Origin of the sequence: Telluria mixta, from assembly GCF_029223865.1 — a bacterium.
Taxonomy (GTDB): Bacteria; Pseudomonadota; Gammaproteobacteria; order Burkholderiales; family Burkholderiaceae_D; genus Telluria; species Telluria mixta.
Genome location: NZ_CP119520.1, coordinates 6472386 through 6484190, shown reverse-complemented (window position 1 = coordinate 6484190; position 11805 = coordinate 6472386). Strand labels below are relative to the sequence as shown.

Here is an 11805-nt window from a genome sequence, read left to right as displayed (position 1 = left end):
GCGGAAGCGCGTACGCTTCCGCCCGACTCATGCGAAGGTGGTCGTTATGCCGGCTTGGCTGCCTTGCGACGGCGAGCCAGGAAGCCCACGACGCCAAGGCCGGCCAGCATCATGCCGTAGGTTTCCGGTTCCGGCACCGGGGCAGCCAGCGACACTGCACCACCGAAGCTGGCGGCCTGGTCGGACACCAGGTTGCCGCTCACTTGCAGGTAGTAGTTGCCGGCGGCCAGGTTGTCGCTCGAGATCGTCCAGACGTCGATGTTGCCCGACTGGAGCGATGTGCCCGACGAGACCAGCGTGTCGCCGGTGGCGCTGTACAGGGACACGCCGGTAATGTCGAGACCGGTGTCGGCACTGCGGCTCACCGACGAGATGATCGCGTCGAGGTTCCAGCCGGTGGTGCCTTCGACGGAGAAGGTGAAGCGGTCGGCAAACGTGTTGCCGTTGTTACCCGTTGCGAACGTATCGCCGAAGAAGCCGGCGCCGTCGGTCAGGTCGAGGACCTGCGGGGTGTTGCCGACGGTGGCCGCCATGGCAGCGGTGGAAACGAACGACGCAGAGGCTAACGCAACAGCAGCAATCAGTGATTTTTTCATTTCTTACCTCGCAAAGAAACAGCCGCGTCCTGCAGCTTGGTTTTCAAGAATCGGGGAACTTCATCGTATCAAATCATCGATAAAACGCACGAAAAATCACCGAAGTGTGCGCTTCTTCGGGGAAAGATGCTGAACGTAAATATTTGCTGATCGGAGGCGTTTTTAACCCGCTCTTCATAGAGGAGATGGTGTGTCTGGTATCTGCGAAGGGTGGAAATGAGCCATATTGCATAGTATTTGTAGGCTCACTCCTACGTAAAGACGCGAGAAAATCCGCCGCTGAGTTTTTTCTGTTTGCAAACAGCCATTGGGCGAGCGGGAACACCGCGGGGCGATACGGCTGAGGGAAGAGGGAGGCGGAACGCGGCAATAAAAAAGGCCAGATCTTGCGATCTGGCCTTTCGTATGAGTTGGTGCGGCTGGCAGGAATCGAACCCACGACCCCTTGGTTCGTAGCCAAGTACTCTATCCAGCTGAGCTACAGCCGCCCGAGGCACGCATTATAGCGGCGAAATGTGGTTTCGCAAAGGGTAATGGTGCATGTTCGACTGAAATCCGCGAAGCCAAAGAAAAAGGCCAGATCTTGCGATCTGGCCTTTCGTATAAGTTGGTGCGGCTGGCAGGAATCGAACCCACGACCCCTTGGTTCGTAGCCAAGTACTCTATCCAGCTGAGCTACAGCCGCCCGAGGCCGGCATTATAGCCGACTTTTTCCTTTTGGCAAATGCGAGATCACTTCGTCGTCACGGTGACCGACGTGCTGCTCGTATTGCCCGCGGCATCACGCGCCGTGGCGGTGATGGTGTGCTGGCCGGCCGCCACCTTGCGGGTGTTCCAGTTATAGCCGAGCGTACCGCCCGTGCCCTGGGCCTTCGTCTGCCCGTCGATGGCGATCACGGTCGTGATGCCCGCGGCACCCGCGTTGTCCGACGCGTTCACCGAGACCGAGACGTTGCCGCTGACGGTGCCCGCCACCGGGTTGCCGATGGCGACGGCAGGCGGCGTCGTGTCCTTGCTGACCGTCGTCACACTGTTGGCGACGTTGACGGCGACGGCGGCGGACTGGCCGGCGTTACCCGCAGCGTCATAGGCGACGGCGACCACGCTGGCCATGCCGTTGGCGACGCCGGTCGAGTCCCAGCTGAAGCTGTACGGCGCGGCGGTATCGGTGGCGACCACGGTACCGTTGACGACCAGGTCGACACGCGCCACGCCCACGTTGTCGCTGGCATTGACGGAGACGCCGACGAGGCCCGACACCGAGCTGTTCGCCAGCGGCGCGGCGATCGATGCGAGCGGCGCCGTCGTGTCGACCGGCGGCTGGTAGGCCACGGTGGCGCGCAGGGCGGCGGCGGCGTCCACGCGGCCGTAGCCGAACACCGGGTCGCGGCCGGCCGCGCCGAGGTCGATGGCCGTCGAGTACAGCAGCGACTGGATCGTGTCGCCGCCCAGGTCCGGACGGGCCGCCATCATCAGCGCGGCGACGCCGGCCGTGACCGGGGCCGAGAACGACGTGCCGTTCCACGCCGAATAGCCGAGGGAATTGTTCGTCGTCCAGATGTTCGTGCCGGGCGCCGCGATGGTGACGAAGCTGCCCCAGCTCGAGAAGCTGGCCTTGGCGTCGTTGCTGTCGGTGGCGGAGACGACGACGAGCGCCGGATCGGGCACCACGTTCTCGTCCACGTTGTTATTGCCGGCGGAAACGAACACGAGACCGCCCTTGCTCTTCATGTAGCGTGCCGCGCTCAGGATCGACGAGCTGCCCGCGACGCCGCTGTAGCTGATGTTCGCGATCCGGGCACCGTGGTCGGCCGCGTACGTGAGGCCGCTTGCGATCGTGCTGAAGTAGGCGTGGCAACCGGTGCTGTCGGTGTAGGCGATGCGCAGCGGCATGATGGCAGCCGCACCCGCGATGCCGGCCACGCCGGCCGCGTTGTTGCTGGTGGCGGCAGCCGAGCCGGCGACGGCGGTACCGTGCCCGCAGACGTCCGTCACGTCCGTGTTGCCGCTGTAGATGTTGTACCCGGCGACGATGCGGTCCTTGAGGTCGGGGTGGTTGACGTTGACGCCCGAGTCCAGCACGGCGATCGTCACGCCGCGGCCGAGGGAGCTGTCCCAGGCGCTCGTCGCGCCGATCTTGTTCAGGTGCCACTCGCTGCCCGCATACGGGTCGGTGACGGCCAGCGTGGCGGGCACGATGCGGTCGAGTTCCGCGAATTTCAGCTCCGGACGGCGCGCCAGTTTCGCGACGACGGCCACTTCCGACGCATTGGCCGGCAGGTCGACGATCTGCATGCGGCTCTGGCCGATCTTGCGGCGCTTGCCGCCGTGTTCCTTGAGGATGCGGTCCAGTGCGGCATCCGACAGGCCTGGACGCGCCTCGATCAGGATGCGGCCGCGCGCATAACCCGCGTCTTGCGCGGCGACGGCGGATTGGGCGGCAACAGCGGAGAGCGTGGCTGCAACGAGCAGCGGGAGCAGGCGGAGGGAGGAAGAAACGGATTTCATCGCGTACGAATCCTTGAGTTAAAAATGTGCAGGATCGTGCGCAGTGGCGCTCTGTCGCGACAGGCGGGGGCCTGGTTCGAAAGCTGGCATCTGGCAGTCCTGCCGTCATGGAGCCGAAGCTCGTTAGACCGTTGACTTTGCGTCACCCGCTTTCGCGGGCTTTGCCCTTTTCAATAAGCAGCGTTCAGCTGTTTCGGGAAATCATAACGCTTTCCCGAGGTAAATGTACTGCCGACTGGAAATAAAATATTGAGGAGGTCGGAATTAATTGCGTGGCCGCAACAGTTCATTATCGATGTGGAAACGGTTGTGATAATGATGTCAAGCGATTGGTGCGGATAAAAACAAAGTCGGAAAATACGAAACGATTAATAATCGGTAAAGTGACTTGCAGTTAAATCAAGAAGGGTTTTATGAATTGCGAATAAAAAAAGCCCACCGCAAAGTGGGCTTTTAAAATGAGCGTGAAATGCAGCAGTCAGCGATCAGCTTTTGCGGCGCATTTTGCCGATTCCCAGCAATCCCAGGCCCACGAGGGCGAGCGTGGCAGGTTCCGGAACGTTGCCGGTCGGGTCGCCCGAACCGTCGTCTTCGCCCGGCCGGTAATAGACCGAAATGTGGGAGATATCCTTGACGCTGGGTTGGCCCAACGGGAAAGGCGGATTCGTGAATGGCGACGCGTACGTGCCGCTGAGCGTCGAATTCAACAGATATGCGACCAGGTTGGTATTGGCACCGTCCTTGAAGACAAGCATCACGTCCGACGGCAGGGGCGTGCCGCCGACATAGGCATATGTCCCCGACATGGAGTCGCCCGTGAAGTCGAACAGGGCCGACAGGTCGTCGCCGCCCGACGGATCCAGGTTGTCGTACTTGCCGCCGAACTGCCAGTCCGAAATGCCGAAGAAGGCAGTGGTATTGATAAGACCGAGGTTGTCGTTGTCGTTGGCGTTGATCGGCGAGAGAATTGCGCAGTTCGTAGAATTACTGACTTTGCCGGAAATATCGTAGGTAGCACCGCCGGGCGTCGTGCCCGAGCACGATTCGACAGCGGCATAAGCACCTTGTGTGGCGAACAGGATCGCGCAGACCGCGGACGCTTTAACGAGTTTTTTATGAAACATGATTTCTCCCTGGTTTCAGATGAAAGGGTATTGCACCTTTTATCGGCGCAATAAGCGTGCCAAAGAGATTCCATTTTTCGATTTCATAGCGGAGTGGAGGCAGAAACTTTTGGTTAAAAACGGGCAATGTAAAGATCTTCGACAGAAAACATTGACAGCAATCAACTGACGTACGGAAAGTCGAAATGATTTAGCGAATCAATCGTTTTCAGGAGAAGATTTATTTCTCGCACGTGCAGCCGCAACGAGGCTGCAGGTATGCAAATGGGATGCCTGAGCGAACTGAGCAGAGCGATCGACCGGAAGGGAAGGAAAACGGAAAAGCCAGTAACGCCGCGCAACGGCGCCCATGATCGCAAAGCGCTTCATGAGCTATTCATCGCGAGCAAAGAAAAAGGCCAGATCTTGCGATCTGGCCTTTCGTATGAGTTGGTGCGGCTGGCAGGAATCGAACCCACGACCCCTTGGTTCGTAGCCAAGTACTCTATCCAGCTGAGCTACAGCCGCCCCGAGGCACGCATTATAGCAGGCCTGCCGCGAATGACAAAATCGTATGCTTGACAAACCGGAAAGGTGATCCTAAAGTGATATCACTTTCATATAACCTCATGGAACCCGGCATGTCTGCACACACTCGTCAGGAAATACCGCTCTCTTCGATGAATGGCTACTTGGCCGTGGCCGGCGGCCTCCTCGCCGTCCTGGCCGGCGCCTGGCTGGTCCACCTGTCCATCGTGGGCAGCATGGCGGGCGGGGCGGCGCTGGCCGGCATCGCGCTCGTCATTGCCGGCGTGTTCATGGGCGCGGGGCTGTATATGCTGCAGCCCAACGAAACGGCGGTGCTGACCTTGTTCGGCCGCTACGTGGGCACGGACCGCGGCGAGGGCCTGCGCTGGGCGTTCCCGCTGTACCGCAAGCGCAAGCTGACGGTGCGGGCGCGCAACCTCAACATGTCCACGTTGAAGGTCAACGACAAGCGGGGCAATCCGGTGGAGCTGGCGGCCGCCGTCGTGTGGCGCGTGCGCGATACGGCGCAGGCGCTGTTCGAGGTCGACGATTTCGAGCGCTACGTAAGCGTGCAGGCCGAGGCAGCGCTGCGCCACCTGGCCGCGCAATATGCCTACGACGAGGGTGAGGACCTCGCGCCGGGCGAAACGACCCTGCGCGGCGGCGCGGCGGAAGTGGCGCATGCGCTCAGCGCGGAACTGACGGCGCGCTTCGAGGCGGCAGGCGTGGAAACGCTGGACGCGAAGCTGACCCACTTGGCCTACGCTCCCGAGATCGCCCAGGTGATGCTGCGCCGCCAGCAGGCGCAGGCGATCATCAGTGCCCGTGCCCGCATCGTCCATGGCGCGGTCACGATGGTGGAAGACGCTTTGAAGGGCCTGGCCGAGCGCGAGATCGTCGAGCTGGACGCGGAACGCAAGGCGTCGATGGTCAGCAATCTGCTGGTCGTGCTGTGCTCCGACCGCGACGCGCAGCCCATCATCAACGCCGGCACCCTGTACAACTGAGGCGGCGCGTCGATGGCAAGTCCCGGAAAGAAGTCCTATCCGCTGCGGATCGACCCCGCGTTATGGGAACAGCTGCAGCGGTTGGCCGCCAACGATCTGCGCAGCGTGAACGCGGAGATCGAATTCCTGCTGCGCGAAGCGCTCGCGCGGCGGGGCATCCGGGTCGGGGCCGTGCAGCCGGACGAGCGCGAGGACGAGGGAAGCGGGAAATGAAAAAGGCCAGATCTTGCGATCTGGCCTTTCGTATAAGCTGGTGCGGCTGGCAGGAATCGAACCCACGACCCCTTGGTTCGTAGCCAAGTACTCTATCCAGCTGAGCTACAGCCGCCCGAGGCACGCATTATAGCAGCGGTTTATTGTTTGGCAAAGCGTGTTTGGCAAAGCGTCACAGCTCGTGCGCATAGACGATGAAGCCCAGGTGCCGGGCGACCTTGTCGTACAGCGCGCGCCCGGCCGCATTGTCCGTTTGCGTCTGCCAGTACACGCGCGAACTGCCGGCCGCGCGCGCCTTGTCGTATACGCCTTCGATCAATTGCCTGCCGACGCCGAGTCCACGCATGTCGGGGGCGGTGAACAGGTCTTGCAGATAACAGACGTCGTGCAGCCGCGTCGTGCTGCGGTGAAAGATGTAGTGGGCGAGTCCGGCGATGCGGCCGGATGCCTCGGCGACCAGCGCGTGGACGGGCTCGGCCGGATCGAAGAACCGGTGCCACGTGACTTGCGTAATGGATTCGGGCAGGGCGGTGGGGCCGCTGCGTCCGTAGAACGCGTTATAGCCGTCCCACAGCGGGCGCCAGCCGGCGAGGTCCTGGGGATCGAGGGAGCGGATGATGAGCTGGCCGGACATGATGTTGAACAGAAAATGGAAGCGAGCAATGGAAAAAGGCCAGATCTCGCGATCTGGCCTTCCATATATCTTGGTGCGGCTGGCAGGAATCGAACCCACGACCCCTTGGTTCGTAGCCAAGTACTCTATCCAGCTGAGCTACAGCCGCCCGATGCACGCATTATAGCAGTGGCATGACGAATGAGGAAGTCTTAATTTCTTTCAACATTTTCGGGCGTTCTGGTAGATTAGGCCCGTGTCCTGGAAACCCGAACCTCTCCCGTCCGTGAAACCCACGCTGCTGCGCATGTTGTGCGGCCTGCTGCTGGCCTGCATGTGTTCGCTGGTGCTGGCCGCCGGACCGCGCAGCCTCCGTTTCGAGCGCATCGGCCTGGAAGAAGGGCTGTCGCAGGAATCCGTCCTCGCGATCCTGCAGGACCACGATGGCTTCATGTGGTTCGGCACGCAGGCGGGCCTCAACCGTTTCGACGGCTACCGCAACCAGGTCTTCCGCAACGATCCCAACGACCCCGACAGCCTGGCCGACAATTATGTCCAGGCCGCGTACGAGGATGGCCAGAACCGGCTGTGGTTCGGCACGCGCGGCGGGCTCGTACGGTTCGATCCCGCGACCCGGAAATTCATCCGCCTGCCGCTGCTGGCCGGCACCGACCGCAATGCGCGCAACAGCGCCGTCACCGCGATCGTCGGCGATGGCGCCGGCGGCCTGTGGGTCGGCACCAGCGACGGCATCGTGCACGTCGATCCGGCGACGGGCGCGCTGCGCACGCTGCGCCACGACAGCCAGGAACCCGCCAGCCTGCGCGACGATCGCGTCACGGCGCTCGCCCTCGATCCGCGCGGCGGCCTGTGGATCGGCACCGGCGTCGGTCTCGACCACCTGCCGGCGGGCACCGCCCGGTTCGACCATTACGACATCGACGCCGCCGGCACCGGCAAACGCATCGCCGTCACCGCGTTGTCGATGGGGCCGCGCGACACGCTGTGGATCGGCACCGACGCCGCCCTGGAAGCATGGCGCATCGGCCAGGGCACGCCGCAGCGCCACCATCTCGGCGCCGACGAGGGCATGAACGACGGCCGCGTGCAGTCGCTGTACCACGACCAGGGGAACAACCTGTGGGTGGGCACGGAACTCGACGGCCTCAAATGGCGCGACCCGACGACCGGGCGCTTCGTCGGCTACACCAACCAGCCGCTGGACCGCCACACGCTGTCCGACAACCGCGTCATCTCGATCTGGGTCGACCGCACGGGCACGCTGTGGGCGGGCACGATGTACGGTGGCGTCAGCCGGGCGGACCTCGCCAGCGGCGGTTTTTCCCGCTTCGCGCTATTGCCGGGCCAGGCGGCCGACCCGCGCAGTACGCGCAAGATCCGCAGCATCGCCGTCGGCGCCGACGGCCGCCTGTGGCTGGGCACCAGCGGCGGCGGCATCCTGCATGTCGATCCGGACAGCGGCCGCGTGGACATGCTGCGCCACGATCCGCGCGACCCTGCCGGCCTGCCGGACGACACGATCAGCAGCGTGCTGCCTGGACGCGGGCGATTGTGGGTGGGCTCGCCCAGCGGCCTGTCGTGGCGCGATCCGGCGACGGGCCGTTTTACGCCCGTCGCGCTGGGCGGCGAGGCGGGGGCCAGCTGGGTCCAGGCGCTGACGCTCGACCGCACCGGAGCGCTGTGGATCGTCACGCGCGGCGGGCTGTTCATGCTGGCGCCGGACGGCACGCTGCGCGGCTGGCGCCACGATCCGGCCAACCCCGCCAGCCTGGGTGAGAACTACGGCTTCGCCGTGTTCGAGGACCGGGCGGGCGCGATCTGGATCGGCACCGAGAATGGCCTCGACCGCTACGACCGCGCGACGAACACGTTCACGCACTTCCGCCACGATGCGCGCGACCCCACGAGCCTGGGCCACAATCGCGTCTATTACCTGTACGAGTCCGCGCGCGGCGACCTGTGGGTGGGCACGGCGGGCGGCCTGTACCGCATGGAGCGGGACGCCGGCGGCAAGACGGTGTTCCGCAGGTTCGCCGTCGCGCCCACGCGCGAGCAGGTACCGATCGGCGGCATCCTCGAAGACGGCAACGGCCAGATCTGGGTCAGCACGACGGTCGGCCTGACCCGCGTCGATCCGGAGACGGGGCGCTACAAGAACTACACCGCCAAGGATGGCCTGACGGACGGCTCGTTCTTCGTCGGCTCGGCGGCGCGCGGCGCGGACGGCGAGCTGCATTTCGGCGGCATCAACGGCATGACGTCGTTCCACCCGGAAGACATCCACGACAACCCGTTCCCGCCCACCGTCGTGATCACCGACTTCCTCGTGTTCAACCGGCCGCGCGCGCTGCCCGTCGCCGTCGACCGCCTGCGCGACATCCGCCTGAGCCACCGCGATTCGGTGTTCACGCTGGAATTCGCGGCGCTGCACTACGCCGATCCGCAGGCGAACCGCTACGCCTACCGGCTGCTCGGCTTCGACCGCGACTGGACCGAGACGGATGCCCGCAAGCGCTTCGCCACCTATACGAATCTCGATCCGGGCGAGTACGTGTTCGAGGTGAAGGCCGCCAACAAGGACGGCGTGTGGAGCGAGCACCCGGCGACGTTGACGATCTCGATCCCGCCGCCGTTCTGGATGACGTGGTGGTTCCGCCTTGCCGCGGCGAGCGTGCTGCTTGCTGCCGCCATCGCGTTGTACCGGCTGCGCGTACGCGTGCTCGTGCAGCAGAAGGCGCGCCTGGAACGCCAGGTCGGCGCGCGCACCGCGGAACTGGTGCTGCAGAAGGAGCAGGCGGAAAAGCGCAAGCAGGAGGCCGAGGCGCAGAAGGAAGCGGTGGAGCAGGCGCGCCGCAACATCGCGCTCCTGTCCGACATCGGACGCGAGCTGACCGCGAACCTGGACGGCGAGGCGATCATGGCCAATGTGTTCGGCCAGGTGCGCCAGCTGATGGATGCGCCGCTGTTCGCGATCGGCACGGCGCGCGCGGGCGGGCCGATCGACTACCCGTACGTCGTCGCGGACGGCCGCCGGGTACCCGAGGCGGGGCGCTTCCCCGCGCGCGTGCGCGGTCTCGGCGAATACTGCCTGGTGACGGGCGAGGAGATTCTCATCGGCGACCTGGCGCGCGATTACGTCCGGTTCTCGGGCCTCGTGCGCGACGTGCTTGGCACCGACCCGGCCGGCGGCGACCCTGCGGGCGGCGATCCCGACACGCCCCTGTCGCCGCGCTCCCTGATGTTCGTGCCGATCCTCGTGGGCAGCCGTGTGCTGGGCGTGATCACGGTGCAGAGCGGCCGGCCGGGCGCGTACCAGAACGTGCAGCTCGACATGCTGAGCACCCTCGCATCCTACGTGGGCGTCGCGCTCGACAATGCGGACGCCTACCGCCAGTTGAAGGAAACCCAGGCGCAACTGGCGTCGCGCGAAAAGCTCGCGTCGCTCGGCTCCCTCGTCGCGGGCGTCGCGCACGAACTGAACACCCCGATCGGCAACAGCCTCCTGATGGCCAGCACGCTGGAAGAAAAGACGAATGCGCTGGCCGACCGCTTCACGCACAACGCGCTGAAGAAATCGGACCTGGAGACGTGGATCGCGGCGGCGCGCGAGGCGGCGAGCCTTATCGTGCGCAGCCTGAACGGCGCGGCGGACCTCGTGAACAGCTTCAAACAGGTGTCGGTGGACCAGGCCAGCACGCAGCGCCGCCGCTTCGACCTGGGCCAGGCCTGCCACGAGATCGCGGCCACGATGATGAACCAGGTGCGCCGTGCGGGCCACACGCTCGACCTGGAGGTGCCGGCGGGGATCGCGATGGACAGTTATCCCGGCCCATTCGGCCAGGTCGTCATCAACTTCATCAACAACGCGCTGCTGCACGCGTTCGACGCGCCGGGCGGCCACATGCGCATCCATGCCCGGCCGCTGGACGGCGACCGCGTGCGCATCGAATTTTCCGACGATGGCGTCGGCATCGCGCCGGAGAACGTGTCGCGCATCTTCGATCCGTTCTTCACGACGCGGATGGGGCAGGGCGGCACGGGCCTCGGCCTCAACATCGCCTGGAACCTCGTGACCACGCTGCTGCAGGGGACGATCCGGGTCGAGAGCCGGCCTGGACACGGCACCGCGTTCATCATCGAGTTGCCGCTCAAGGCGGAGAGTTAAACTACATTGGCGGGCTTCCCGGCCACCCACGCTTCGAGATTATCGACCAGCATGTCGGCCAGCGTCTGCATCGCCCCGCCGCTGGCCCACGCCACGTGCGGGGTCAGCACGAAGTTCGGCAGGCGTAGCTGCAGCAGCGGATTGTCGGGCACGGGCGGTTCCTTGCTCAGCACATCGAACCCGGCGCCGGCGATCGTCCCGTCGGTGAGCGCCTGCGCCAGCGCCGCCTCGTCGACGAGGCCGCCGCGCGCCGTGTTGATCAGGATGGCGCTCTTCTTCATCGATGCCAGTTCGCGCGCCCCGATCATGTGGCGGGTCTGGTCCGTCAGCGGCAGGTGCAGGCTCACGACGTCGGATGTGGCCAGCAACTCGTCCAGCGGCAGCTGCACCACGTCCGTGTCCGCCACGGGCGAGCGCGACGTGATGGCGACTTCCATGCCGAACGCACGCGCGATCTGGGCGACGCGGCGCCCCAGCGCGCCATAGCCCACGATGCCGAGGCGGCTGCCGGCGAGGTCGCCGATCGGGTGGTCGAGCAGGCAGAAACGCGTCGACCGTTCCCAGCGCCCGTCCTCGACGTCGGCGACGTACGCGCGCAGGTTGCGGCGCACGGCGAGCAGCAGCGCAAAGCAGTGTTCCGGCACCGAGACGAGCGAGTAATTGCGGATGTTCGCGACGACGATGCCCCGTTCGCGGCAGGCGGCGAGGTCCACATTGTCCGTGCCCGTGGCGGCCACGGCGATCATCCTCAAGTCCGGCAGTTGCGCGATCGCGTCCGCGCGCAGCGGCACCTTGTTCGTGATGGCGATCGTGGCGCCGCGCAGGCGTTCGACGACTTCGTCCGCGTTCGTGGCGGGGTAGTCGCGCCAGCGGTGCTCGAAGGATGGCTTGCGGATGTTGGCGATCAGGCTGTCGCGATCGAGGAAGACGATGTCGTGCATGGTAGTCCCGGGCAAAGAAGGACGACCATTGTAGAACGCGAATAAAAAAAAGACAGGGACTGGCCCTGTCTTTCGAGGATGGAGGGGCTTGAGCCGGTGCGCGCAGCCGG

Annotated in this window: 9 protein-coding genes, 5 tRNA genes and 1 riboswitch; of the genes, 3 read left to right on the top strand and 11 right to left on the bottom strand. The window is 64.7% G+C overall.

Annotated features, from left to right (window positions below):
• Positions 1-44: 44 nt before the first annotated feature.
• The 7 genes from P0M04_RS28585 to P0M04_RS28555 all read right to left on the bottom strand — a co-directional run bounded on the left by P0M04_RS28585 (position 45) and on the right by P0M04_RS28555 (position 4735).
• A complete protein-coding gene (locus tag P0M04_RS28585; RefSeq protein ID WP_259450969.1) occupies positions 45-596 on the bottom strand; it encodes an FxDxF family PEP-CTERM protein in 552 nt (183 codons plus the stop codon).
• A gap of 411 nt (positions 597-1007) precedes the next feature.
• Positions 1008-1084 (bottom strand) — tRNA-Arg (locus tag P0M04_RS28580).
• Positions 1085-1204: 120 nt separating this feature from the next.
• Positions 1205-1281 (bottom strand) — tRNA-Arg (locus P0M04_RS28575).
• A gap of 47 nt (positions 1282-1328) precedes the next feature.
• Positions 1329-3104, bottom strand: a complete 1776-nt coding sequence (locus P0M04_RS28570; protein WP_259450970.1) for a S8 family serine peptidase — start codon at positions 3102-3104, stop codon at positions 1329-1331.
• Between the two features lie 89 nt (positions 3105-3193).
• A riboswitch (cyclic di-GMP riboswitch) is annotated at positions 3194-3280 on the bottom strand.
• A 309-nt stretch (positions 3281-3589) separates the two neighbouring features.
• On the bottom strand, positions 3590-4228 hold the full coding sequence (locus tag P0M04_RS28565) for a PEP-CTERM sorting domain-containing protein (RefSeq protein ID WP_259450971.1): 639 nt from the start codon (positions 4226-4228) through the stop codon (positions 3590-3592).
• Between the two features lie 198 nt (positions 4229-4426).
• The gene (locus P0M04_RS28560) at positions 4427-4597 is read right to left on the bottom strand and encodes a hypothetical protein (RefSeq protein ID WP_259450972.1); all 171 of its coding nucleotides are present in this window, start codon (positions 4595-4597) and stop codon (positions 4427-4429) included.
• Between the two features lie 61 nt (positions 4598-4658).
• A tRNA-Arg gene (locus tag P0M04_RS28555) sits at positions 4659-4735 on the bottom strand.
• 152 nt (positions 4736-4887) lie between these two features.
• On the opposite strand from P0M04_RS28555, the gene P0M04_RS28550 reads away from it, so the two are divergent.
• Both P0M04_RS28550 and P0M04_RS28545 read left to right on the top strand, forming a co-directional pair.
• The gene (locus tag P0M04_RS28550) at positions 4888-5742 is read left to right on the top strand and encodes an SPFH domain-containing protein (RefSeq protein ID WP_259450973.1); all 855 of its coding nucleotides are present in this window, start codon (positions 4888-4890) and stop codon (positions 5740-5742) included.
• A gap of 12 nt (positions 5743-5754) precedes the next feature.
• Complete coding sequence (locus P0M04_RS28545; RefSeq protein ID WP_259450974.1) at positions 5755-5955, top strand: type II toxin-antitoxin system antitoxin; 201 nt, start codon at positions 5755-5757, stop codon at positions 5953-5955.
• Between the two features lie 38 nt (positions 5956-5993).
• On the opposite strand, the gene P0M04_RS28540 is transcribed toward P0M04_RS28545, so the two are convergent.
• The 3 genes from P0M04_RS28540 to P0M04_RS28530 all read right to left on the bottom strand — a co-directional run bounded on the left by P0M04_RS28540 (position 5994) and on the right by P0M04_RS28530 (position 6737).
• Positions 5994-6070, bottom strand: a tRNA-Arg gene (locus P0M04_RS28540).
• A gap of 57 nt (positions 6071-6127) precedes the next feature.
• Positions 6128-6589, bottom strand: a complete 462-nt coding sequence (locus P0M04_RS28535; protein WP_259450975.1) for a GNAT family N-acetyltransferase — start codon at positions 6587-6589, stop codon at positions 6128-6130.
• A gap of 71 nt (positions 6590-6660) precedes the next feature.
• Positions 6661-6737: transfer RNA gene (locus P0M04_RS28530), tRNA-Arg, on the bottom strand.
• A gap of 87 nt (positions 6738-6824) precedes the next feature.
• Here P0M04_RS28530 and P0M04_RS28525 point away from each other — a divergent pair.
• Complete coding sequence (locus P0M04_RS28525; RefSeq protein ID WP_259450976.1) at positions 6825-10754, top strand: two-component regulator propeller domain-containing protein; 3930 nt, start codon at positions 6825-6827, stop codon at positions 10752-10754.
• Here P0M04_RS28525 and P0M04_RS28520 read toward each other — a convergent pair.
• Positions 10751-11695, bottom strand: a complete 945-nt coding sequence (locus tag P0M04_RS28520; protein WP_259450977.1) for a D-2-hydroxyacid dehydrogenase — start codon at positions 11693-11695, stop codon at positions 10751-10753. The genes P0M04_RS28525 and P0M04_RS28520 overlap by 4 nt on opposite strands.
• Between the last annotated feature and the right edge of the window lie 110 nt (positions 11696-11805).

Excerpts from the sequence above, each read along its gene's own strand:
- P0M04_RS28550 (WP_259450973.1), top strand. The coding sequence starts at position 4,888 with ATGAATGGCTACTTGGCCGTGGCCGGCGGCCTCCTCGCCGTCCTGGCC.
- P0M04_RS28545 (WP_259450974.1), top strand. The coding sequence starts at position 5,755 with ATGGCAAGTCCCGGAAAGAAGTCCTATCCGCTGCGGATCGACCCCGCG.
- P0M04_RS28565 (WP_259450971.1), bottom strand. The coding sequence starts at position 4,228 with ATGTTTCATAAAAAACTCGTTAAAGCGTCCGCGGTCTGCGCGATCCTG.
- P0M04_RS28585 (WP_259450969.1), bottom strand. The coding sequence starts at position 596 with ATGAAAAAATCACTGATTGCTGCTGTTGCGTTAGCCTCTGCGTCGTTC.
- P0M04_RS28520 (WP_259450977.1), bottom strand. The coding sequence starts at position 11,695 with ATGCACGACATCGTCTTCCTCGATCGCGACAGCCTGATCGCCAACATC.
- P0M04_RS28535 (WP_259450975.1), bottom strand. The coding sequence starts at position 6,589 with ATGTCCGGCCAGCTCATCATCCGCTCCCTCGATCCCCAGGACCTCGCC.
- P0M04_RS28570 (WP_259450970.1), bottom strand. The coding sequence starts at position 3,104 with ATGAAATCCGTTTCTTCCTCCCTCCGCCTGCTCCCGCTGCTCGTTGCA.
- P0M04_RS28560 (WP_259450972.1), bottom strand. The coding sequence starts at position 4,597 with ATGAAGCGCTTTGCGATCATGGGCGCCGTTGCGCGGCGTTACTGGCTT.